General features: G+C 72.4%; 26 protein-coding genes. 13 read left to right on the top strand and 13 right to left on the bottom strand.

Features of this window, described 5'->3' with window-relative positions:
* Positions 1–75: 75 nt before the first annotated feature.
* Positions 76–852 (bottom strand): type I methionyl aminopeptidase, encoded by a 777-nt coding sequence (map, locus tag ASG28_RS06210; RefSeq protein ID WP_055973164.1) that lies wholly within the window; start codon positions 850–852, stop codon positions 76–78.
* An 80-nt stretch (positions 853–932) separates the two neighbouring features.
* On the opposite strand from map, the gene ASG28_RS06205 reads away from it, so the two are divergent.
* Complete coding sequence (locus tag ASG28_RS06205; RefSeq protein WP_055973161.1) at positions 933–1,232, top strand: helix-turn-helix transcriptional regulator; 300 nt, start codon at positions 933–935, stop codon at positions 1,230–1,232.
* Between the two features lie 86 nt (positions 1,233–1,318).
* On the opposite strand, the gene tmk is transcribed toward ASG28_RS06205, so the two are convergent.
* Together tmk and ASG28_RS06195 are read right to left on the bottom strand one after the other, a co-directional pair.
* A complete protein-coding gene (gene tmk, locus ASG28_RS06200) occupies positions 1,319–1,975 on the bottom strand; it encodes a dTMP kinase (protein ID WP_055973159.1) in 657 nt (218 codons plus the stop codon).
* A 363-nt stretch (positions 1,976–2,338) separates the two neighbouring features.
* Entirely contained in the window at positions 2,339–2,803 is a 465-nt protein-coding gene (locus ASG28_RS06195; RefSeq protein ID WP_055973156.1) for a DIP1984 family protein, read from the bottom strand.
* 51 nt (positions 2,804–2,854) lie between these two features.
* Here ASG28_RS06195 and ASG28_RS06190 point away from each other — a divergent pair, with 51 nt between their 5' ends.
* Together ASG28_RS06190 and ASG28_RS06185 are read left to right on the top strand one after the other, a co-directional pair.
* Positions 2,855–3,379, top strand: a complete 525-nt coding sequence (locus ASG28_RS06190; RefSeq protein WP_055973153.1) for a DUF427 domain-containing protein — start codon at positions 2,855–2,857, stop codon at positions 3,377–3,379.
* Positions 3,380–3,411: 32 nt separating this feature from the next.
* Positions 3,412–3,852 (top strand): DoxX family protein, encoded by a 441-nt coding sequence (locus ASG28_RS06185; RefSeq protein WP_055973150.1) that lies wholly within the window; start codon positions 3,412–3,414, stop codon positions 3,850–3,852.
* A gap of 80 nt (positions 3,853–3,932) precedes the next feature.
* Here ASG28_RS06185 and ASG28_RS06180 read toward each other — a convergent pair whose 3' ends face one another.
* Positions 3,933–4,523 (bottom strand): hypothetical protein, encoded by a 591-nt coding sequence (locus tag ASG28_RS06180; RefSeq protein WP_055973147.1) that lies wholly within the window; start codon positions 4,521–4,523, stop codon positions 3,933–3,935.
* A gap of 287 nt (positions 4,524–4,810) precedes the next feature.
* On the opposite strand from ASG28_RS06180, the gene ASG28_RS06175 reads away from it, so the two are divergent.
* Positions 4,811–6,376, top strand: a complete 1,566-nt coding sequence (locus ASG28_RS06175; protein ID WP_055973145.1) for an MFS transporter — start codon at positions 4,811–4,813, stop codon at positions 6,374–6,376.
* Here the strand turns inward: ASG28_RS06175 and ASG28_RS06170 are convergent.
* The 3 genes from ASG28_RS06170 to ASG28_RS06160 all read right to left on the bottom strand — a co-directional run bounded on the left by ASG28_RS06170 (position 6,373) and on the right by ASG28_RS06160 (position 8,768).
* On the bottom strand, positions 6,373–6,915 hold the full coding sequence (locus ASG28_RS06170) for a hypothetical protein (protein WP_055973142.1): 543 nt from the start codon (positions 6,913–6,915) through the stop codon (positions 6,373–6,375). The genes ASG28_RS06175 and ASG28_RS06170 overlap by 4 nt on opposite strands.
* A 20-nt stretch (positions 6,916–6,935) precedes the next feature.
* Positions 6,936–7,415 (bottom strand): heme-degrading domain-containing protein, encoded by a 480-nt coding sequence (locus ASG28_RS06165; RefSeq protein ID WP_055973139.1) that lies wholly within the window; start codon positions 7,413–7,415, stop codon positions 6,936–6,938.
* A gap of 129 nt (positions 7,416–7,544) precedes the next feature.
* Positions 7,545–8,768 (bottom strand): glycosyltransferase, encoded by a 1,224-nt coding sequence (locus ASG28_RS06160; RefSeq protein ID WP_055977044.1) that lies wholly within the window; start codon positions 8,766–8,768, stop codon positions 7,545–7,547.
* Between the two features lie 161 nt (positions 8,769–8,929).
* On the opposite strand from ASG28_RS06160, the gene ASG28_RS06155 reads away from it, so the two are divergent.
* Together ASG28_RS06155 and ASG28_RS06150 are read left to right on the top strand one after the other, a co-directional pair.
* Positions 8,930–9,187 carry a ribbon-helix-helix protein, CopG family gene (locus ASG28_RS06155; protein WP_082454423.1) on the top strand — a complete coding sequence of 86 codons (258 nt, stop codon included), beginning with the start codon at positions 8,930–8,932 and terminating at the stop codon, positions 9,185–9,187.
* Positions 9,181–9,522, top strand: coding sequence for a type II toxin-antitoxin system PemK/MazF family toxin (locus ASG28_RS06150; RefSeq protein ID WP_055973137.1), 342 nt, complete (start codon positions 9,181–9,183; stop codon positions 9,520–9,522). The genes ASG28_RS06155 and ASG28_RS06150 overlap by 7 nt, the downstream gene beginning before the upstream one ends.
* Before the next feature lie 13 nt (positions 9,523–9,535).
* On the opposite strand, the gene ASG28_RS06145 is transcribed toward ASG28_RS06150, so the two are convergent.
* From ASG28_RS06145 to ASG28_RS06125, 5 genes are all read right to left on the bottom strand, one after another.
* Positions 9,536–10,417 carry a patatin-like phospholipase family protein gene (locus tag ASG28_RS06145; protein WP_055973134.1) on the bottom strand — a complete coding sequence of 294 codons (882 nt, stop codon included), beginning with the start codon at positions 10,415–10,417 and terminating at the stop codon, positions 9,536–9,538.
* A 104-nt stretch (positions 10,418–10,521) separates the two neighbouring features.
* Positions 10,522–11,571, bottom strand: a complete 1,050-nt coding sequence (locus ASG28_RS06140) for an MBL fold metallo-hydrolase (RefSeq protein ID WP_055973131.1) — start codon at positions 11,569–11,571, stop codon at positions 10,522–10,524.
* A gap of 56 nt (positions 11,572–11,627) precedes the next feature.
* Complete coding sequence (locus ASG28_RS06135) at positions 11,628–12,659, bottom strand: NADPH:quinone reductase (RefSeq protein WP_055973128.1); 1,032 nt, start codon at positions 12,657–12,659, stop codon at positions 11,628–11,630.
* 126 nt (positions 12,660–12,785) lie between these two features.
* Positions 12,786–13,748, bottom strand: a complete 963-nt coding sequence (locus tag ASG28_RS06130; RefSeq protein ID WP_055973125.1) for an acetylxylan esterase — start codon at positions 13,746–13,748, stop codon at positions 12,786–12,788.
* A gap of 60 nt (positions 13,749–13,808) precedes the next feature.
* Positions 13,809–14,852 carry an LLM class flavin-dependent oxidoreductase gene (locus tag ASG28_RS06125; protein WP_055973122.1) on the bottom strand — a complete coding sequence of 348 codons (1,044 nt, stop codon included), beginning with the start codon at positions 14,850–14,852 and terminating at the stop codon, positions 13,809–13,811.
* A 66-nt stretch (positions 14,853–14,918) separates the two neighbouring features.
* On the opposite strand from ASG28_RS06125, the gene ASG28_RS06120 reads away from it, so the two are divergent.
* Entirely contained in the window at positions 14,919–15,320 is a 402-nt protein-coding gene (locus ASG28_RS06120) for a hypothetical protein (protein ID WP_055973119.1), read from the top strand.
* A 256-nt stretch (positions 15,321–15,576) separates the two neighbouring features.
* Positions 15,577–16,194 carry a TetR/AcrR family transcriptional regulator gene (locus ASG28_RS06115; protein ID WP_055973117.1) on the top strand — a complete coding sequence of 206 codons (618 nt, stop codon included), beginning with the start codon at positions 15,577–15,579 and terminating at the stop codon, positions 16,192–16,194.
* Between the two features lie 115 nt (positions 16,195–16,309).
* Here ASG28_RS06115 and ASG28_RS06110 read toward each other — a convergent pair whose 3' ends face one another.
* Positions 16,310–17,632: an MFS transporter gene (locus ASG28_RS06110; RefSeq protein ID WP_055973114.1), complete on the bottom strand. Its 1,323-nt coding sequence runs from the start codon at positions 17,630–17,632 to the stop codon at positions 16,310–16,312.
* A gap of 142 nt (positions 17,633–17,774) precedes the next feature.
* Here ASG28_RS06110 and ASG28_RS06105 point away from each other — a divergent pair, with 142 nt between their 5' ends.
* The 5 genes from ASG28_RS06105 (at position 17,775) to ASG28_RS06085 (ending at position 22,070) form a co-directional block, all read left to right on the top strand.
* Positions 17,775–18,632, top strand: coding sequence for a LysR substrate-binding domain-containing protein (locus ASG28_RS06105; protein WP_055973112.1), 858 nt, complete (start codon positions 17,775–17,777; stop codon positions 18,630–18,632).
* Between the two features lie 82 nt (positions 18,633–18,714).
* Positions 18,715–19,119, top strand: coding sequence for a DoxX family protein (locus tag ASG28_RS06100; RefSeq protein ID WP_055973110.1), 405 nt, complete (start codon positions 18,715–18,717; stop codon positions 19,117–19,119).
* Positions 19,120–19,179: 60 nt separating this feature from the next.
* Complete coding sequence (locus ASG28_RS06095) at positions 19,180–19,848, top strand: DUF1345 domain-containing protein (protein WP_055973105.1); 669 nt, start codon at positions 19,180–19,182, stop codon at positions 19,846–19,848.
* Positions 19,849–19,958: 110 nt separating this feature from the next.
* Positions 19,959–21,428 (top strand): NCS2 family permease, encoded by a 1,470-nt coding sequence (locus tag ASG28_RS06090; RefSeq protein ID WP_200925259.1) that lies wholly within the window; start codon positions 19,959–19,961, stop codon positions 21,426–21,428.
* Positions 21,429–21,587: 159 nt separating this feature from the next.
* A complete protein-coding gene (locus tag ASG28_RS06085) occupies positions 21,588–22,070 on the top strand; it encodes a VOC family protein (RefSeq protein WP_055973102.1) in 483 nt (160 codons plus the stop codon).
* Positions 22,071–22,098 lie beyond the last annotated feature (28 nt).

Here is a 22,098-nt window from a genome sequence, read left to right as displayed (position 1 = left end):
ATATCACGACTTGCCGCTCAGGTCTGAAAGTGAGCGGCAAGTCCTGACATCTCGAGCCAGCGGGCCTGGCCGGGCTCAGCGGCCGGGCCGCAGCGTCAGCACCTCGGCGCCGTCCTCGGTGATGGCGATCGTGTGCTCGCTGTGGGCCGTGCGGCAGCCGGTCGCGCTGCGCAGCGTCCAGCCGTCGGCGTCCGTGACGAGCTCGTCGGTGTCGGTCATCACCCACGGCTCGAGGGCGAGCAACAGCCCGGGCCGCAGCCGGTAGCCCCGCCCCGGGCGCCCGGTGTTCGAGACGTGGGGGTCCTGGTGCATGGTCGACCCGATGCCGTGGCCGCCGAACTCGACGTTGATCGGGTACCCCGCGTCCGACAGCACCGAGCCGATGGCGTGCGACAGGTCGCCGATGCGTGCCCCGGGCCCGGCCGCCGCGATGCCGGCCTCGAGGGCTCGTTCGGTCGTCTCGATCAGGCGCACGCTCTCGGCCGGCCGGGAGTCGCCCACGACGAAGCTCACCGCCGAGTCGGCCGCCACTCCGTCGAGCACGACGGCGAGGTCGAGCGTCAGCAGGTCGCCGTCGACGAGTCGCCGGTCGTGCGGCAGCCCGTGCAGCACGGCGTCGTTGACGGCCGTGCAGACGTAGTGGCCGAACGGTCCCCGGCCGAACGAGGGCGCGTAGTCGACGTAGCACGAGACGGCGCCGGCCTCGTCGATCATCGTCTTCGTCCACGAGTCGACGTCGAGCAGGTTCGTGCCCACCGTCACGCGATCGCGCAGCGTCTGCAAGATGGTGCCGACCAGCGCGCCCGTCGCCCGGGCCCGCTCGATCTCGGAGGGGTTCAAGATCTCGATCATGGGTGTCCTGCCGTTCTCGTGCCGAAGATCATCCCGGTAAAGGTATCCCACCGGGCGCTCCGGCGCACTACGCTCGGGGCATGGTCCGTCTGCCGCTCACCCCTGCCGAGATCGAGCGCGGTCGCCGCCTCGGGGTGTTGCTGAGACGGGCCCGTGGTCCGCGGCCGATGCTGCAGGTCGCCCTCGACGCCGGCCTGTCTCCCGAGACCCTGCGCAAGATCGAGACCGGTCGCGTGGCGACCCCGGCCTTCTCGACCATCGCCGCGATCGCCGCCGTCGTCGGATTGTCGCTCGACGACGTCTGGGCCGAGATCACTCGCGACGGAGCCCGACGGACGACCGACGCACCGTCCGTCGTCGACGCGGCCCGCGCCTCCTGACCCCGTCGGCATGTCACGACGCGCCGCTCGCGTCCTGAGGTGGGCGGCACGTCGCGACGTCTCGCGAGCCCCGAGAAGGCGCGGTGTCAGCCCCGCGGACGCGCCAGCGACCCGAGGTCGAGCCGGGTCGACACCTCGTGCCAGACGGCGTCGGCGAGCTCGTCCGTCGCGCGGTCGGCGTCGACCGTGACGACGACCTCGGCGGCGGCGGCGATCGCCTCGGCGTAGCGATCGCGCGCGGCCCGCAGGCGTTCGTCGACCTCGAAGCGGTCCGTCGTCGTGCGTCCGCTGGCGAGGCGCTCGAGGGCGACCTCGGGCGAGACGTCGAGGTAGATCGTCAGGTCGGGCAGCATCAGGTCGGTGCTGATCGAGTTCGACGAGGCGATCCAGTCGCTGCCCACGTCGGACGCCTGGTAGGCCTGCGACGACAGGTGGTACCGGTCGCAGAGGACGGTCGTGCCGCGCTCGACGATGCCGAGCATGCCGTCGTGGGCGTTGGTGATGTGGTCGAGGCGGTCGGCGACGAAGAGCGACGCGATGACGCGGTCGTCGAGGTCGACCCGGCGGTTGAAGCCGTTGCGGATCAGCGTGCCGACGGGGCCGTTCGTCGGCTCGGCCGTCTGGTGCACGGGCACCCCCGCGTCCTGGAGGCGGGCGGCGAGCAGGCGTGCCTGCGTCGATTTGCCCGACCCGTCGATGCCCTCGAACACGATGAACGCCCCGCGGGCTGCCTGTTCCGTCACCCGACGAGCCTACCGAGCGCGGGGCCCGCCGAGGCGACGGCCGCGTCACGCGACGGCCGCGTCACGCGACGGCCGCGTCACGCGACGGCCGCGTCACGCGACGAGGTCGTGCTGCGGCGCCCCGGGTCCGCGCCGCTGCGCGACACCCGAGGAGGCGCGGTGAGGTCCCCGTTCCCGCCCTCGACGTCTCCGGTCAGCACACGGTGGTGAACAGTGCAGGGTGCGCGGTCACCGGTGATCGGTGCGGGGCTGAGTGGTGACGACGTGAGTCGTGACGCTGCCCTCCGCGCCTGCAGAGACCGGGATGACCGCCGGTCGCGGTTCGTGCTCGCCCCGGTGACGTCTACCGACTCACCGCGCAGGTCAGTTCTGCAGGTCGGCCTCCCAGTTGGTCCTCTGGATCTCGACGTCGAGTTCGCGCAACTCGCGGGCGACGACGTCGGCCCGGTCGCGCAGCTCGGCGACCGGCAGGGCCGAGAACATCCGCAGTTCGCTGCGCAGCTGGCGGTAGCCGCCGGAGGCGCCGCGGGCCGCGTCCGACGCCGTGACGAGTAGAGCGTGGGTGGCGCGCAGGGTCTCGCGGCGGGCCAGGGCAGCGGTCATCGTGCTGCCGTCGGCGAGGGTCGTGCGAGCGTTGGTGAGGTTGATGCGCACGACGAGCGACTCGAGGACGGCGAGGGTGTCGACCGCCTGGCGCAACAGCTCGGCGGCGTCCTCGGTGGGCTCCTCGCCCTCCTGGTAGCGGGCGTTCGCGGTGACGCGATCACGCAGCTGGTCGACCCGGCGCTGGGCGTCGGACCGTTGCAGGAGGGCTTCGGCGAGCTTCATGGTGAGCGATCCTACGCAGGTCGTCCCAGCCCCGCGGCGCATCATGGGCTCATGCCCGCCTTCCGCCGCCCCTCCCGTCCGTCCCACCCCGTCCGCGTCGAGCCCGGCCCCGGGCAGGAGTCCGTCTGGGACTATCCTCGCCCGCCGCGCGTCGAGTCCCGGAACGAGCGCGTCGTCGTCCGTCTCGGCGGCGTCGTGGTGGCCGACACGACGGCCGCGATCCGCGTGCTCGAGACGAGCCACCCGCCCGTGTACTACCTGCCGCGCGCCGACTTCGCCCCCGGGGCGTTGTCGCGGGCCGAAGGCCGCAGCCTGTGCGAGTTCAAGGGTCAGGCCGGCTACGTGGACGTCACCGGCGGGGGAGTCGCAGCCCGCCGCTCCGGCTGGTTCTACGCCGAGCCCTGGCCCGGCTACGAGTCCCTCGTCGACCACGTCGCGATCTATCCGGGCGCGATGGACTCGTGCGAGATCGACGGCGAGGTGGTCCAGGCGCAGGAGGGCGACTTCTACGGCGGCTGGATCACCGCGAACCTGGTCGGTCCGTTCAAGGGCGCGCCCGGCACGATGGGCTGGTGAGGACCCGGCCCCGACAGGAGCAGACTGTTCGGATGTCGAAACGTCCCCGCCCCCGTCCCACATCCCTCGCCCGCACCCTGGGCCGCGTCGCCCTCGGAGGGGCACTCGTCTTCGCCGGCACGAGCCACCTCACGTTCGCCCGTGAGCCGTTCCAGGCCCAGGTGCCCGAGTGGCTGCCGCTCGACGACGACTTCGTCGTGCTCGCGTCCGGCGTCGTCGAGATCGGCATCGGAGCGGCCCTCGTCGTGGCCCCGAAGCACCGCGTCACGGTCGGCTGGATCGCGGCCGCCTTCTTCACCGCGATCTTCCCCGGCAACATCTCCCAGCTCGTCACGCACACCGACGCGTTCGGCCTCGACACCGACGGCAAGCGCGCCTTCCGCCTGATCTTCCAGCCGCTGCTCGTCCTGCTGTCGCTCTGGTCGACGGGTGCCTGGCGCGACCGTCGCAGCATCGGCCGCCGCGCGAAGTAGCTGCGCCGAGCAGCCGCGCCCGGGCCCCCGTCGCGACGGGGTCCCGGACGCGGCCGGTCCCCGACCCGAGGAGGCGCGGCTCAGCTCGACAGCTCCGCCACGACCACCTCGGCGTCGGGGAACCACCTCGTGTAGTGGTCGGGGTCGGCGTTGACCTGCACGGCGTGCGCCGCCTGGGTCGGCGTCAGGTCCTTCCAACCCGGGATCGCCACGAGCTTCGTGAAGAAGCTGGTCGCCGCCGTGTACGGGTCCATCCGCTGTTCGTAGGTGCCCCACTGGCCGTTGTCGCGCTGCTGGAAGAGCCCTCGGCTGTCGGGACCGACGGCGTCGCCGTAGTCGATGTTGCGCAGGCTCGACTCGCCCATCGCGGTCATCACGCCGATGGCCTGGGTGTGTTCGCCGATGCCCTGGGCCCGCGCCGCCAGCATGATGTAGGCGGCGTTCACGAGACGGTCCTGGCAGTAGCCGGCGACCGGCCCGGCCGGCACCTCGATGTCGCCGACCATCACCGGGTCGACCTCGGGACAGGCCGGGGTCGGCGTCGACGTGATCGCCGTGACGCTCTCGTCGCGGGGTGCGGTGAGGGCCGAGACGACCATGGCGATCGCGACGACGAAGGCGACGAGCCCGACGCCGAAGACGACGGAGACGGCGATCAGCACGCGGCGCACGGCGGGCCTCCTGGGGGTCGGGTCGTGTGGCGATCAGCGGGCGGCGACCGGCACGGAAGTCGACATCGACGATAGGCGATCCGCTCGGGAGTTCCTTCCTCGCCGCCTGGGTGATCAGTGAGCCTCCCTCCGAATGCCCTGGCAATCCGCCGCCGAGATGCCGGTAACGTTGCCCGCCGTCGACCCGACCACTCGGGCCGCGGCAGCCGGGCACCGCCCCTCCGCAGCTCGATCGCCGAGGCGCCCGTCCGACCGACCGGCGCCCGAGATCCAGAGGAACGTCGTTCATGGGAACCCCACCCACCCCTGCCCGCGAGACCCGTCCCGACCGCCCGACCCGCGCCTCCGGACGGCGGAGTCCGAGGCGTCTGCGCGTCGACGACGTCACCGTCGTCGATCCGGCGATGATGAAGCGCGCCATCGGCGGCACCGTCGTCGGCAACACCATGGAGTGGTACGACGTCGGCGTCTACGGCTACCTCGCCGTCACGATGGGCCGGGTCTTCCTGCCCGAGGCCGACCCGTCGCTGCAGATCCTGTTCAGCCTCGGCGTCTTCGCCTCGACCTACGTCGCGCGCCCGCTCGGCGGGGTCGTCTTCGGCCGCCTCGGTGACCGGGTCGGACGTCAGAAGGTGCTCGCGACCACGCTCATCCTGATGGCGGGCGCGACCTTCCTGATCGGCGTGCTGCCCGACTTCGCCGCGATCGGCGCCCTCGCCCCGGTCGCCCTCGTCGTGCTCAAGCTGCTGCAGGGCTTCTCGACCGGCGGCGAGTACGCCGGGGCGACGACGTTCGTCAGCGAGTACGCACCTGACAAGCGACGCGGCTTCTTCGCGAGCATCCTCGACCTCGGCAGCTACCTGGGCTTCGCGCTCGGTGCCGCCGTCGTGTCGGTGCTGCAGCTGCTGACCACCGAGCAGCAGATGCTCGACTGGGCCTGGCGGCTGCCGTTCCTGCTGGCCGGCGTGCTCGGGGTCGTCGCGATCTACTTCCGCCTGAAGATCGAGGAGTCGCCCGCGTTCCAGGCGACGCAGGACGCTCAGGAGAACAAGGTCGGCGAGATCGCCGACGCGCAGGGCCGTCCGCGCAACACCCTGGCCCTCGTCCGTCAGCACTGGCGTCCGATCGTCATCGCGATCGGCCTCGTCGCCGCGTCCAACACCGTCGGCTACGCCCTGACCAGCTACATGCCGACCTACCTGACCGACTCGCTCGGCTACGACCCGCTGCACGGCACGTTGCTGACGATCCCGGTGCTCGTGCTGCTCGCCCTGCTCCTGCCGGTGGCCGGGCGGCTCAGCGACCGCATCGGTCGTCGACCCGTCATGTGGCTCGGCGCCGCGTCGGTGCTGTTGCTCGCTTTGCCGGCGTTCCTGCTGATCGGCCTCGGCAGCATCGCGACGACGCTCGCCGGACTCTCGTTGCTGGCCGTCAGCGTGGCGCTCTGGGTGTCGAGCCAGGCCTCGTCGCTGCCCGCACTGTTCCCGACCGCCAGCCGCTACGGCGCGATGGGCGTGTCGTACAACGTCGCGATCGCCGTGTTCGGCGGGACGACGCCGCTGATCATCCAGGCGCTGCTGCAGGCGACGGGCAACGAGCTCGTGCCGGCGTTCTTCCTCATGGCGACCTCGCTGGTCGGAGCCGTGGCGGTCTGGTTCATGAAGGAGTCGTCGCAACGCCCCCTGCCCGGCTCCATGCCGAGCGTGGCCACCGAGGCCGAGGCGCACGAGCTGGTCGAGTCGCAGGACGCCAACCCGAACATCGACCTCGAGGACCTGCCTTTCCTCGACGCCGACCCCACCGAGCCCGCGCCGGCAGCTCGGGAGACCGCCCCGCAGCAGACGGCCCGCTAGAGCAGCTCGGCGCGGTCGGCGAGGTACGCGGCGAGGTCGCGGACCTCGCCGGCCGCCGTGCCCCAGCGCACGAGGGCACGTCCGTCACGGACGAGGAGGCGCTGCTCGCCGCCCTGCAACGCCCCGGTCGACAGGTCCACCGGCTCGTACCCGTAGTTCACGACCTCGCCCTCGGCGAAGTGGCCCCGCACCGCCGCGCGCCGTTCGGCCTTGCGTTGCTCGACCTGGGCGGACAGGTGCTGCGAGCGGGTCGGCGTCACGGCACGCGTGATGCGACCGGTCTCGAAGACGCGGCCGTCCGTGCCGAGCAGCAGCACCCCGAGGCGCCAGGCACGCCCGGCGGGCTCGAGCGACTCCGCCGTCTTCACCACGACGATGCGGCGGGCGGGCTTGTACCGGGCGAGGGCCTCGGTGCGCGCGTCACGGGCGGCCAGGTCGGCGGCCGCGTGCTCGACGAGGGCGCGCAGCGACGCGGCCGCCTCGTCGTCGGAGGGGGAGTCAGGGGCCGGCACCGCGCCTCCTGCGGTCGGGTCGTCCACGTGATGCCCGGGCGGTGGGGTCAGGCGTCGTAGCCGTGGTCGAGGAAGTCCTCGATCACGTCGACGACGAACGCGTGGTCGTCGGCCTGCGGCAGGCCCGAGACGCCGGCCGAGCCGACGACGCCGACGCCGACGACGCGGACGGGGAAGAGCCCGCCGTGCGCGGCGTACAGGCCGGTGTCGAGGCGCGACTTCTCGTCGAAGCTGCCGCCCTGCACCCGGAACGCCTCGCCCACCCGGTACGAGCTCTGCCCGTACCGCTCGACGACGCGGGCCTTGCGGTCGAGCCACTCGTCGTTGTCGAGGCTGCTGCCGGGCAGGGCCGCGTGGAAGGCCCGCTGCCGACCGTGTCGCACGGTGACGGCGACGGCGAGGTCACGGCGCCGGGCCTCGGCCAGCAGGTGGGCGCCCAGGTCGAGGGCGACGTCGAGGGTGAACCGCCGGAAGACGAGACGCTCTTCTTGCTCGATGAGCGTCTGCAGCAAGGTGTCGTCGGTCATCGGTGGCCTCCTGTGGTGGTCGGGCGGTCTGCGCGGGATGTGCCGGCGCCTCGGCGCGACACGGTCAGAGCCTAGGCCCGACCCCCGTCGACGGGCTGGTGCCGGGGCGTGCGCCCGAGCGCGGAGTGGTCAGGCCGAGGCCGCGACGCAGGGCGACCCCTGGCGGGCGAGCAAGCCGCAGTAGACGCCCACGAGGTCGTCGGCCGAGCGCGACCACGGGTGGTCGAGCGCATGGGACCGGGAGGCGCGCGAGAGCCGGTCGCGCAGCCCCGCGTCCGCGAGCACCTGCGTCAGGGCCCGGGCCCAGGTCTGCGGATCGCGCAGCGTGAGCACGATGCCCGTCACGCCGTCGACCACCGACTCGCGGAGCCCGCCCGAGGCCGCGGCGATCACGGGGACGCCGCTGGCCGCGGCCTCGAGGGCGATGAGCCCGTAGGTCTCGGAGTGCGAGGGCACGAGCACGAGCGACGCGTCGCGCAGCAGCGCGGCGAGGCCCGGCCGCGAGCGCGGGCCGAGGAAGTGCACGGTGAGGTCGAGTTCGTCGCTCAACGCGCTCAGCTCGGACTCGTAGCCGGCGAACTCGGTCGAGGCGCCCCCGGCGATGACGAGCTCGGGGCGGACCTCGGCGGGCACGGCCGCCACGGCGCGGATGGCGAGGTCGGGGGCCTTGAGGGGTTCGAGCCGACCGGCCACGACGACGTAGGGGCGGGCCGGAGCGGGGTGGTCGGCCGCCGCGGGGTGGAACAGCTCGGCGTCGACGCCCGGCAGGACGACGTGGACCCGGTCGGCCCGGCCGCCGAGCCGGGACGTGACGGTCGCGGCCTCGGCGTGGCTGATGGCGACGACGGCGTCCGACTCTCGGGCGAGCATCTCTTCTCCGGCGAGGCGGCCGGGGGACTCGGCGCGTTCGCCGTGCGAGAGGGGGGTCGAGTCGTGGGCGGCGATCGAGTGGAAGCTCTGCAGGTGGGGCACGCCGAGGGCGCGGGCCACGGGCAGGGCGGCCATGCCCGAGAACCAGTGGTGCGAGTGGACGACGTCCCACGGCCCGAGCTCGGCGAGCCGGTCGCGGAACTCGTCGACGAAGAGCTCGTTGCGCCCCTTGGTGACGGGCTCGGCCGGGCCGGCGTCGAGGAACCGGAGGGTCACGCCGGGCGACAGGGCCACGCTCGAGGGCTCGTCGGGCGACGAGCGACGGGTCAGGATCTCGACCTCGTGCCCCGCGGCCCCGAGCGCCTCGGCCTGGTTCCGCACGACGACGTTCATGCCGCCGACGTCACCCGATCCGGGCTCGGCACCGGGGGACGTGTGCAGCGACACGAGGGCGATGCGGAGCGTGGGGGAGGCGGTGGTCACGTCCCGAGGGTACCGGCCCGGCAGCCCCACGGCCTGCCCGTCGCGGGACGATGCTCGGTGTCGGAGGCACTCCCTACGCTTCCGACATGAGAAATTCCTCCCCTGCACGCGCGCTCTCGTCCACCTCTTCGCCACAGGTCATACCGGGTTATACTCCATCGATGAAGACAGCGATCTCCCTCCCCGATGCCACCTTCGAACGCGTCGAGCGTCGTGTGGCCGAACTGGGCATCAACCGATCACAATTCTTCGCTCGAGCCGCCGAGCGTTACTTGGACGAACTCGAGCAACGGTCCGTGACCGAACGCCTCAACACGGCCATCGCCCTCGACGCGGGCCGCAGCGACTCCGAGACCGCCGACTTCGTCGGGTTCTCGAAGCGACGTCTCGAGTCCGCGACGGTGGACGACGCATGGTGAGCCGGGGCGACGTCTGCTGGGTCGATCTGGGCGACCCGAGGGGTAGCTCTCCGGCGAAACACCGACCCGTGGTCGTCGTGCAAGCCGATGCCTACTCTCACAGCGCACTGTCGACTGTGGTCGTCGTGAGCCTCACCAGTTCCACCTGGCTCGCGGCCCATCCCGGCAATGTGTTCGTGCCCGCCGCCGCCTCGGGGCTCGACCGGGATTCCGTCGCGAACGTCACCCAGATCTCGACGGTCGACGAGGGCGACCTGGGTCCGACGGTCGCCACGCTTCCCGTGTACCTCCGGGACGACGTCGACGCCGGACTGCGTGCCGTCCTGGCTCTGTGACGGGCGGCGCGGGTCAGGCGGTGATGCCCGTCCAGAAGGCGCGGACGTCGCCGAGGACGGCCTCGGCCTGCCGACGACCGGCTTCGGCAGCCGGGCGCCGGGTGCTCGTGGCGAGCACGTCGGTGCCGAACGCCTGCAGGGATTCGGCGTCGGCCTCGACGACCAGCACGTCCCGACCGGCGGCGCGTCGGGCGGCGACGACCTGCGGCAGGGTCGGGCCGAGCGGCGAGACGTCGAGCTCGGGTCCGCACGACAGCACCAGCACCCGGTCGTAGTCGTCGGCCAGGTCGGCGTTGGTGCCCGAGCGGACGCCGCCGTCCATGGTCGGGCGGCCGTCGACCTCGACGGTGGGCCAGACCACGGGCACCGAGCAGCTCGCGGCCACGGCGCGGTACAGGTCGACGCCCGAGTCGGCGTCCAGCGGGCGGAACGTGCCGTCGGTGGCGTCCACGGTGCAGACGGTCAGGGCCGCGTCGGGCCAGGCGGCGCCTCCGAAGCGGTCCCGCATCGTCGTGACGAGCTCGGGTTCGTCCGCGACCACGGGCGTCTCGCGCGCCAGTGCGCCGATCCGGGCCCGCGCCTCCTGCTGGTTGGTCACCCCGGCCAGGGCCTGGCCGAGCGTCTGCTGGAACACGTCGGGGTCGATCGAGCCCGACGGCAGCTCGGTGACGGCCTCGAACTGCTCGCGCAATCCTTCGTCGACGCGGCCGAGCCGCACCATCGTGCCGACGACCGACCCGGCCGAGGTGCCGACGACGAGGTCGGCGTCGTCCACGGGCACGCCGGCCTCGAGCAGTCGTGACAGCACGCCGAGCTCCCACGCGATGCCGGTGATGCCACCGCCGCCCAGGACGAGGGCGGTGCGGGTGCGGGTGGGGGGCGTGGTCGTGCTCATGTCTCTCCTCGGTCGTGGTGGCGGTCCGGGCAGGAGGCGCGGTGCGTCCCTCGGGGCCGCGCTCGACAATAGGCCGGTCGCCTCGCAGCGTCCTCGGGCAGGTGTCAGGCGCCGTGCAACTCGTCTGCGCGGCCGAGGTCCTGCACGTGCCACTCGGTCTGGGCGAGCGCCGAGCCCAACCGGTAGCCGTGCAGTGAGGCGATGCCGCCGCTCCACGACATGCGCTCGGCGACCTGCCAGACCGTCGGCCGGTCGAGCGCGTCCAGGGCGGCGGCGGCGTCCCGGCTGCGGTCGGCGCGGTGGGCGATGAGAGCCTCGGCCCTCCCGCGGAGGCCGACGAAGCGGTACTCGTGCCCGGGGCAGACCTCGAGGGCGTCGGGTCCGGCGACGTCGAGCGCCACCATGCGGTCGAGTGACGCGAGGTAGTCCGTCAGCGGGTTCGTCCCGGTGCGTCCGCCGAGGCCGATCCCGGGGTTGATGCGCGGCAGGACGTGGTCGCCCGTGAAGACGAGTCGCTGCTCGGGTTCGACGAAGCAGAGGTGGCCCGCGGTGTGACCCGGGGTGTGCACGGCACGCAGCAGTCGTCCCGCGATCGGCAGCACGTCGCCGTCGCCGAGCAGCAGGTCGGCGGTGACCGCGGGCAGGTGGCGACCCGACCCCCAGGAGGCGACCAGCGCCTCCTGGTCGTCTCCGGGTGCGCCCCATCGGGCGATGTCGGCGTCGGCGGCCGCGGCGTCGGACGTTCGCTCCCCCAGTGCGCGCTGCTCGGCGGCGTGCAGGGCGATCCGGGCGCCGGAGGCCCGGCGCAGCGCCTCGGCGCCGCCCAGGTGGTCGGCGTGCAGGTGGGTCACGGCGATCAGGTCGACGTCGGCGAGCGAGTGGTCGACCTCGGCGAGGGCGGTCTCGAGCCGGTCGAGGTTGGCGGCGACACCCCACCCGGGGTCGATGACGGTCAGGACGCCGTCCGAGCCCTCGACGACGTAGCCCAGCGAGTGGTCGTCGATGCCGTCGCCGAACTCGAACGCGACGGACCAGACACCGTGCCGGACCTCCTCGACGGGTGGCAGGACACCCCGACGGACGGCCTCGGCCTGCACCGGGCTGAGCGGGACGGGAGGTGCGGGAGGCGCGGGTCGGCGGTCGGCGTCGGTCACCCCGCGAGCCTAACCAGCGCCGCGCCACCCGCGCCCTTCGACGCCGCGCCTTTCGACTACTCGGTGGAGACCTCGATCAGCACCTTGCCGACCACGTCGCCCTCGACGGCCTCGTGGGCGGCGGCCGTCTCGGCGAGCGGGAAGGTGTGCAGCGGCAGGCCGGCGGCCTCGCCGACCGGCAGGACGCCGTCGCGCAGGGCTGCGGTGACGTCCTCGACGGCCGCCTGCAGCGCCTCCTCGCCCACGGTGTAGAGCAGGACGAATTGGAACCGGGTGTTGGTGATCATGTTCGCGCGGATCGGGATGGTCGTCGTGTCGCCGCCGTTGTCGGCGTAGATGGCCACGGAGGCGCGGTGCGCGACGACCTCGGACAGCAGGTCCGCGTTCTGCGAGATCGCGACCTCCACGACGACGTCGACGCCGTCGGGGGCGATCTCGCGGATGCGAGTGGCGGCGTCGTCCGTGCGGTAGTTGACGACGTGGTGCGCGCCGGCGGCCGTCGCGAGGGCGGCCTTCTCGTCGTTGCTGATCGTCGTGACGACGGTGGCCCCGGCCCAACGGGCGAGCTGGATGGCGGCGTGGCCGACCGCACCCGCGCCTCCGGCGACGAGGACGACGGCGCCGTCGAGGCTGCCGGGGGTCAGGCGGCTCGGGCCGTCCTCCCACACGGTGAGTGCGCGGTGGGCGGTCATGGCGGGGACGCCGAGGCTCGCGCCGACGTCGAGGCCGACGCCCTCGGGCAGCGGGACGACGCGCGAGGCGGGCAGCACGGTGAACTCCTGCGCGGTGCCGGTGGGGCGTTGGTGGGCCGAGAGGTAGGTCCAGACGCGGTCGCCGACCGACAGGCCGGTGACACCCTCGCCGACGGCGTCGACGACGCCCGAGCCGTCCTGGTTCGGCGTGACCTCGGGGAACGGCAGGGACTCGCCGGGGCCGCCGCCCGCGCGGGACTTCCAGTCGGTGGGGTTGACGCCCGAGAACACGACGCGCACCCGCACCTCGCCGGCGGCGGGTTCGGGCAGGTCTCGGTCGACGAGCTGCAGCACGGTGGGAGCGGGTCCGGTCTCGGAGTACACGATCGACTTCATGTCCGGAGCCAACCAGACCCGGCCCCGGAGTGTTCCTGCCGTTCGTGCCGAGATGTGACGACCGGCCGCTCACCTTCGGAGATGAGCGGCCGGTCGTGACATCTCGGCGGGTGCGCGGCCCCGGGCTCAGGCCCCGGCGCCGCGGAAGAGGGCGAGCGCGAGCAGGTCGTCCTCGAACCCGCCGCCCTCGTGCCCGTTGTACGGCCAGACCGTGATGTCGGCCGCCCCGGCGTACGCGTGGAACGCGCCGAACACGGTCGACGGCGGGCAGGTCGGGTCCATCAACGCGGTCGTGAACGTAGCCGGGGCCGCCGCCCGCTTGGCGAAGTTGACGCCGTCGAAGTAGGCGAGCACGTCGTGCACCGAGGAGGCGCGGTGTCGATGGACCGCCAGGTAGCGTCCGATCTCCTTGTACGGGTCGGCGTCGGTGATGACGGTCGCCCGCCGGAAGTCGCAAAGGAACGGGACGTACGCCGCGACGGCGGCGAGGTCGGGGACGAGTCCCGCGACGGCGAGGGCGATGCCGCCGCCCTGGCTGCCGCCGACGACGGACACCCGGGAGGCGTCGACGACGTCGAGCTCGCGGGCGGCCTCGACTGCCCGGACGGCGTCCGTGAACACCCGCCGGTAGTAGTACGTCTCACGCGAGTCCACGCCCCGCGTCATGACGCCGGGGTGGGCCGGGCCTGAACCGTCGGGGTCGGGGGTGGCGCCGAGACTCCACCCCGAGCCCTGACCCCGGGTGTCCATCTGCAGGTGGGCGAACCCGGCGGACGACCAGAACAGGTTCTCGACGGCGGCACCGCGCCCGCCGCCGTAGCCGACGAACTGGACGACCGCCGGCAGCGGTCCCTTCGCCGCGGCCGGCACGCGCAGCCAGGCCCGCACGGGCTGACCCGCCCACCCGGCGAAGGTCACGTCGTACACGTCGACCGTCGTCAGCCCCGTGTCGACCCGTTCGACCCTCAGGTCGAGCGGGTGCGCCCGGGTCTCGGCGAGCGTCGTGGCCCAGAACTCGTCGAAGTCGTCCGGGTCGGTCTGGGTGCTGCGGTACTCCCGCAGGGCGGGCTCGGGCAGGTCGGTGAACATGCCCCTTGTCTACCGCAGCCCGTGACGCCAGCCGAGGAGGCGCGGTGCAGGAGGCGCGGCTCAGCTCGCGCGGGCCAGGTTCGGCTCCCAGCCGAACGCCGGGGCGACGTGGTCGGCCACCGTCTGCAGCAGGCGGGCGTTGTAGGCGACCCCGAGCTGGTTCGGCACGGTCAGCAGGATCGTGTCGGCGGCCCGCACCGCGGCGTCGGCCGCCAACTGCTCGGCGATGACGTCGGGCTCGCCCACGTAGCTCTTGCCGAACCGCGACTGGACGCCGTCCAGCAGCCCGACCTGGTCCTGCGAGTCGGCCTGGGCGCGGACGCCGAAGTACCGACGGTCCTCGTCGGTCGTGATCGGGATCACGCTGCGGCTGACCGACACCCGCGGCTCACGCGTGTGACCGGCGGCGCGGTAGGCCTCGCGGTAGAGCGAGATCTGCTCGGCCTGCAGTTCGTCGAACGGCACCCCGGTGTCCTCGGTCAACAGGGTGCTGCTCATCAGGTTCATGCCCTGCTCGCCGGTCCAGACGGCCGTCGAGCGGCTGCCCGAACCCCACCAGATGCGCTCGCCGAGGCCGGGGGAGTGGGGCTCGACCGAGAGGCCGTGCGACCAGCCGGTCATCTTCGGGTCGGACTCGGCGACGTCGGCGCCGTCGATCGCCGCACGGAACAGCTTGGTGTGCCGGCGGGCGAGGTCGGCGTCGCTCTCACCGTCGAGGGGGACGTGGCCGAACGCCTCCCAGCCCCGCAGGGAGGGCTCGGGTGAGCCGCGGCTCACGCCGAGCTGCAGTCGGCCGGCGCTGATCAGGTCGGCGGCCGCGGCCTGCTCCGCCATCGAGAGCGGGTTCTCGTAACGCATGTCGATGACTCCGGTGCCGAGTTCGATGCGGCTCGTGCGCGCGGCCATCGCCGCGAGCAGCGGGAACGGGTTGGCGGCCTGGCGCACGAAGTGGTGGACGCGCACGGCGGCCACGTCGATGCCGATCTCCTCCGCGGCCTCGGCCAGCTCGATCGACTGGACCAGCGCCTCCCGGGCGGTCGGCGTCGCCGAGCCGCGCACGTCCTGGTAGTGGCCGAACGACAGGAACCCGATGCGCTTCTTCATGACCGGGCGAACCCCGGACCCGGTCCGGCCATTCCGCCCGACGCCCGTGCTGGGTAGCGTGGGGCCGTGGAGAACCGCTTTCGCATCGACGGTGACGAGCTCGGCATCGACCTGCGCGCCTCCTCGGTCACGCTCGGAGACGACGGCGTCGTGGACGCCCGCATCGTCGCGGGGCGGGTGCCCGAGGTGGCGGACTGGTCCGACGAGCCGCCGTCGCTGGTGTTCCGTGACGTGCCCGTGAAGTTCGACGGCGCCACCTTCGGCGCCACGGTCGACGACGAGCTGCTCGACGAGCACGAGATCGTCTTCCGGCTCGGCGAGAACCTCGACGTGCACGGGGTGCTGAGCCTCGGCGCCGGCGACCGGCTGCGCTTCGTGGGAACGACCCACGTCTCGGGCGAACCGAAGGCGTGGCGCCTGGACGTCTCGATCGGCTTCGGCGGGTCGGCGCGACGCACCGCGATCTGAGGCGGGTCGCGGACGGCATCAGGAGGCGCGGGTCGAGCCCCTGGGGACGGCCCCTGTCGGCGAGCGAGGTGCGGGGTGCGCGCCCGACCTGGCGACGTGGTGAGGGTCGGACGGTCGCGCACCCGCGCGGTCTCCTGATGCTTCGGGTTCACCAGGCGATCACGATGGTAGCGCCTCGATACCCTTCGGTATGCGACTTCTCCGGGGGTGGCGCGGGTGACTTCTGAGGATCACCCGCACCCGTTAGGGTCGCTGCATGGCCACCAACGACGGGGCTCCCGTTCCCCGCATCCCACGAGCCGAGGTCAAGCAGCGACTGCTCGACGCGGCGGCCGATCTGTTCTCGCGACGCGGGGTCCACGCGACCACCCTCGACGACGTCGCGCGGGCCGCCGGGTTCAGCAAGGGCGCGGTCTACTCGAACTTCTCCTCGAAGGACGATCTCGTCCGCAGTCTCATGCGTCGCGAGACCGACGGTGCGCTCGGCGCCCTGCAGGGCATGTTCTTCCCGGGCACCTCGCTCGACCAGTTGCCGGAGAAGATCGGCACGGCGTTCGCGCCCTACGGCCCCGGACAGGTCGAGGACTTCGCGCTGATGAGCGAGTTCCGGGCCCACGCCCTCTCCCACCCCGAGGTCATGGCCGACTTCGTCCGCCAGCGCCGCGAGGTGCTCGACGCCCTGCACGGCCTCGTCGAGGAGGTCTTCCAGGGGCAGGCCGTGCAGGTGACCGGGCTCGAGCCGCGGACGTTGGCCCGCGTGCTCATCTGCATCACCCTCGGCGTCGCCTTCGACTGGCCGGCCACGGGCGAGCAGGCGGCCGGCGAACTCATGGGCGACGTCGTCGCCGCCCTCACCCGCGGCCTGACTGTCTGACGGTTCGACGGCCTGACGCCCGCCGAACCCGGGCGAGTCCGTGCCGGACGGGCGCTCGCGCACGACCAGGACCGACGAACACGCCCGCTTCGGCGATCGGGCGCGTCGGCCGTGCCTAGCGATGCTCGATCGTGACGACGGGCACGTGCCACCGCGTGCGCACCTGCAGGGTCAGCTGCCCCCGCCGGGCGAGTACCAGCGCCGTCACGGCGGCGGCGACGGCGGGCACGCCGCCCGAGACGATCATGCCGACGTGCGTGCCGAACGTCTCGACGATCACGCCCATGAGCGGTCCACCGATCGCCTGCCCACCGAGCAGGACGAGGATGTACAGCGACATGACGCGCCCCCGGATCGCGATGTTGCTCGACATCTGCACCAGCTGGTTCGCGGCCGTCAAGAACAGCAGCGAGGCGAGCCCGACGCCGACGAGCACGACGGCGAACGGCACGAGTGACGGCATCGACCCGGCCACGGCCTGCAGCACACCGGTGACGAGCACGCCGAGGACGATGGTCCGCAGCCGGATGGTCGCGCGCCGCGTCGACAGCAGGGCGCCGGTCAACGCCCCGACGGCGATCATCGAGTTGAACAGGCCGTAGCCACCCGGCCCGACGTCGTAGACGTCCGCCGCGAACGACGCCAGCAGCACGGGCATCGTGAGGCCGAAGACGGCGTAGACGCCGACGAGCAGCACGGGCACGACGATCGTCGGCTTCGAGCGGGCGTAGGCGAGGCCCTGCCGCAACTGGCCGCGTCCTCGGGCGGACGAGGTGACGCGCGTCATCTGCGCCGTCCGCAGCATGGTCAGCATCACGACGACCACGAGGCAGGCGACGCCGTTGACGACGAACGCCCAGCCCGCGCCGACCGCCAGCAGCAGCACGCCGGCGATCGCGGGGCCGACCATGCCCCCGAGCTGGAACACGCTCGAGTTCACGCTGATCGCGTTGCGGAGGTGGGTGTGGCCGACGAGTTCGGTGACGATCACCTGGCGGGCCGGGTTGTCGACGACGGTCACCAGGCCCGTGGCGAAGGCGATGGCGAAGACGTGCAAGGCCTCGACCACGCCGGCGAGGGTCAGGGCGGCGAGCCCCAGGCTGAGCACGGCGAAGACGCTCTGGGTCACGAGCATGAGGGCACGCTTCGAGAAGCGGTCGACGATCACCCCGCCGAGCAGGCCGAAGAAGAGCATCGGGGCGAACTGCATCGCCACGGTGATGCCGACGGCCGTGGCGCTGCCGGTCAGCTCGAGGACGAGCCAGTCCTGGGCGATGCGCTGCATCCACCCGGCGGTCATCGCCACGACGTTGCCGGCCGTCCAGAGGCGGAAGTTCGGCACGCTCAGGGCGATGAAGGTGTGTCGCCACGGCGGGCGGGCGGTACTGATCGGAAGGGGGGCGGTCGGGGGGAAGTCGGGGCGGGGCGGGGCGGACATCACGTTCCTGCGCTGGTGGTTCGGTTCACGGTCTGCATCAACGGTAGGGCCGGCCTGGTCATTCGGACCCCGGTGGGGGATGATCAATCACATTGGCTTCGTGAATGACGGGGTCTCGAGTCGGCAGGACGAAGGAGGCGCGGTGTACGACCCCACGCTGCTCGCGACGTTCCTCGTCGTGGCCGAGACCCAGAGCTTCACCCGGGCCGCGCAGCGCCTCGGCATCAGTCAGCCGACGGTCAGCCAGCAGGTCGGGCGGCTCGAGAAGGCTGCAGGCCGGACGCTCGTCGCCCGCGACACCCGGGACGTGCGCCTGACCGACAACGGCGACGCCATGGCCGGCTTCGCGCGGACCATCCTCGCCGCGCACGCCGCCGCCGAGAGCTACTTCAGCGGCTCGGCCATGCGGGGCCGTCTGCGCTTCGGTGCGGCCGACGACCTCGCCATCACCCAGCTGCCCCGCATCCTGCGCCACTTCCGCCAGCTCTACCCCCAGATCAACCTCGAGCTCACCGTCAACCAGTCCGCGCCCCTGCGCCGCCGACTGGCCGCCGGCCACCTCGACCTGATCTTCGTCAAGCAGACGGCGGGCGAGTCCGACGAGGGCACGCGCGTCGCCGGCGACGCCATGGTCTGGATCGGCCAGGAGAAGCTCGTCGTCGAGCCCGGCCAGCCCGTGCCGCTCATCGCCTACCAGGCGCCCAGCCTCAGCCGGCAGATGGCCATCGACGCCCTCGAGCGCGCCGGCCGCACGTGGCGGATCACCTGCAACACACGCGACGTCAACGGCGTCCTCGCCGCCGTGCGCGCCGGCATGGGGGTCGCCGTGTTCCCGTTCTCGCTCATCCCCACCGACCTCGTCAAGGTCAGCGACCGGTTCTCGCTGCCCACCCTCGGTGACGTCGACTACGTGCTCGTCGCCAACCCGGGGGCCGCCCGCGAGCCCGTGGACGCCCTCATGTCGGCGATCACCAGCCGGGGCGTCAGCCGCGCCGTCTGAACCGGGCGGTGCGGTCGCACCGACCGGCCGCCCCGGCGCGCCGACCGCGCCCCACCCCGGGAGGCGCGCGCAAGATGGTCGCATGAGTCACCGCCCCACACGTCGCCAGAAATCCGCTGCCCGTCGGGACGCCCGCGTCCTCGCCGCGATCCTGGGCGGTTCCGGCCTCCTGCACCTCGCGAAGCCCGCGGTCTACGACGCGGTCGTCCCGAGGAGCATCCCGGGCCCGGCTCGGTTCTGGACGATCGGCTCCGGTCTCGCCGAGGTCGGCATCGCCGCCGCCCTCCTCGTCCCGAGGACCCGTCCGGTCGGCGGGCTCGCCGCCGCCGCGCTGTTCGTGGCCGTGTTCCCGGCGAACGTCTCGATGGCCCTGCGCGCCGTGAGGAGCGAGCGGGCCACGACGGGGCGCACGGCCGTCACCCTCGTGCGGCTGCCGTTGCAGGTGCCCCTCGTGACGCGCGCTCTCGGCGTGCACCGCGCCTCCTAGGCCCTGCGGTCACCGGGGGCGTGTCGACCCCGCTCCGGCCTCGTCTGGCACGATCGGGTCATGTCCCCCCGAGTCGACGCCCAGGCCACGGCCGTCCGCGTGCGCCGGTCGCGCCTCCGGTTCGTCGTCATGGCCGTCGTCGGTGTCGCCGGCGCCGCCGGCACCTGGCCGTGGGTGCTGCCCTCGGTCGCGCTCGCGATCGGCTGGGCCGCGGCCTGCGTCGTCTACCTCGCCTGGGTCTGGCTCGCGGTCGGTCGTCTCGACGCCGACGACACCCGCCGCTGGGCCACGCGCGAGGACCCGTCGCGACCGGCAGGCGACCTGTTGCTCGTCATCGCCAGCGTGGCGAGCCTGCTCGCGGTCGGGGTCGTGCTCGTCCGCACGACGAGCACGGGCGGTGCGGTCGAGGACCTGCTCGCCGGACTCGCGGTCGTCAGCATCGCCCTGTCGTGGTTCCTCGTGCACACCCTCTTCACGCTGCGGTACGCCGTGCTGTACTACAGCGGCGACGAGGTGGGAGGCATCTCGTTCAACCAGCCGGAGCCGCCGCGGTACGCCGACTTCGCGTACGTGGCCTTCGGCCTCGGCATGACGTTCCAGATCGCCGACACCGACATCGGGTCGAGCGTCATCCGTGCCGTCGTCCTGCGGCACATGCTGCTGTCGTACCTCTTCGGATCGGTGATCCTGGCCTCGACGGTCAACCTGATCGCCGGACTCGGGGGCTGAGCGGGCCGACCGACCGCGGGTCGACCTGACCGGTTGCATGGTGCACCCCCGGCACGCCCTATCCTGTTCTCTTCCCCCTCGACATCCGATCACACCGGAGACGCATCGCCATGGCCACGAACGCCCCCGCCACCACGCCGCCGAGACCCGGAGTCGGGGGCACCCTCGACCGGTTCTTCGAGATCACCCACCGCGGTTCGACCTGGGCCCGCGAGATCCGCGGCGGCGTCGTCACCTTCGTCACGATGGCCTACATCGTCATCCTGAACCCTCTGATCCTCGGCGGCTTCAGCGCCGACCAGGCGGCCAAGGACGTGGCCGGCAACTGGCTGCAGAACGGCCAGGTGGGCGCGGTCACCGCCCTCACCGCCGGGGTCATGACGATCCTCTTCGGCACCGTCGCGCGCCTCCCGTTCGCGTTCGCCGCCGGTCTCGGCATCAACTCGTTCCTGGCCGTCAACGTCGTGCAGGACGTCACCTGGCCCGAGGCCATGGGCCTCGTGGTGATCAACGGGCTCGTCATCACGATCCTCGCCGTGACCGGCCTGCGCAGCATGATCTTCACCGCCGTGCCGGCCGCCCTCAAGACGGCGATCACCGTCGGCATCGGCCTGTTCATCGCGTTCATCGGCCTCGTCGACTCGGGCTTCGTCCGCACCAGCGGCACGGCGTCGCCGCCCGTGCAGCTCGGCGACGCCGGCTCGGTGGCGACCCTGCCGACAATCACCTTCGTCATCGGCCTGCTCGTCATCGGCGTGCTGATGGCCCGCAAGGTGCGCGGGGCAATCTTCATCGGCATCGTCGCGACCACCGTCATCGCCATCGCCCTGCAGGCGATCTTCCAGGTGCCGCCGTCGAACGGCCAGAACCTCGACGACTGGAACCTCAACGCCCCGGTGCTGCCCACCCAGATCGTGGCCCTGCCCGACCTGTCGCTCGTCGGCCAGTTCAGCTTCGGCGCCTTCGCCCGCATCGGCGTGCTGTCGGCCGTCATGCTGGTCTTCACCCTCGTCTTCACCAACTTCTTCGACGCCATGGGCACGATGACCGGACTGGCCAAGGCGGGCGACGTCGCGGACGCGGACGGCACCTTCCCCCGCCTGCGCTCGGCCCTGATCGTCGAGGGCGTCGGTGCGGTCGCCGGTGGTGCGACGAGCTCGTCGTCGAACACGGTGTTCGTCGAGTCGGCCTCGGGCATCGGCGAGGGCGCCCGGACCGGCTTCGCCTCGGTCGTCACCGGCGCGCTGTTCCTGCTCGCGATGTTCTTCACGCCGCTGACCCAGGTCGTGCCGCTCGAGGTCGCGGCGTCGGCCCTCGTGATCGTCGGTGCCCTGATGGTGTCGCAGATCAGTCAGATCGACTGGACCGACTTCTCGGTCGCACTGCCGGTGTTCCTGACGATCATCACCATGCCGCTGACGTACTCGATCGCGAACGGCATCGGCGTCGGCTTCGTCAGCTGGGTCGTCGTGCGGGCGTTCGCCGGCAAGGCCCGCACGATCAGCCCGCTGCTGTGGATCGTGGCCGCGGGCTTCCTGGTCTACTTCGTGCGCGGCCCGATCGAGGCGCTGCTGGGCTGACCCACTGGCCCCACTGGCCCGCCTCCCCGAGATGTCACGACATGCCGCTCACCTTCGAAGGTGAGCGGCATGTCGTGACTTCTCGACCTCGACGCCCGGCGCGGCTACCCTGAGCGCCAGGCGGCGACGGTGCCGCCGGCCACCCCGAGGAGGCGCGTCATGCCCCGCATCACCCCCACGTTCTGGTTCGGTCGTGACATCGAGACCGCCGCGGACTTCTACGTCGCCCTGTTCCCGTCGTCGCGCGTCACCGACGTGTCGCGCTACCCCGAGGACTTCCCCGACGCGTCGATGGCGGGCCAGGCGCTCGTCGTCGACCTCGAGCTCGACGGCCAGCCGTACCGCCTGCTGAACGGCGGCGACGGCGGTCCGAGACCCACCGAGGCCACGTCGTTCTCGATCTCGGTCGAGACACAGGACGAGCTCGACCACTACTGGGACGCCTTCGCCGCGGACGGTGGCCAGGAGGGGCGGTGCGGCTGGGTGACGGACCGTTGGGGCTTCTCCTGGCAGGTCGTCCCGTCGGTGATGGACCGCTACCTCGGCGGACCCGACCCCGAGGGCGCCGCCCGGGCCATGGCCGCGATGATGGGCATGAACCGGCTGGTCATCGCCGAGCTGGCGGCTGCCTACGAGGGGTGACCGGCGCGCTCGCCCGCGCCGCGCCTCC

It is taken from the genome of Frigoribacterium sp. Leaf415 (assembly GCF_001424645.1).
In the GTDB taxonomy this organism is placed as follows: Bacteria; Actinomycetota; Actinomycetes; order Actinomycetales; family Microbacteriaceae; genus Frigoribacterium.
The sequence above is the reverse complement of the archived record's forward strand: the minus strand, read 5'-3'. Positions and strand labels throughout refer to the sequence as shown.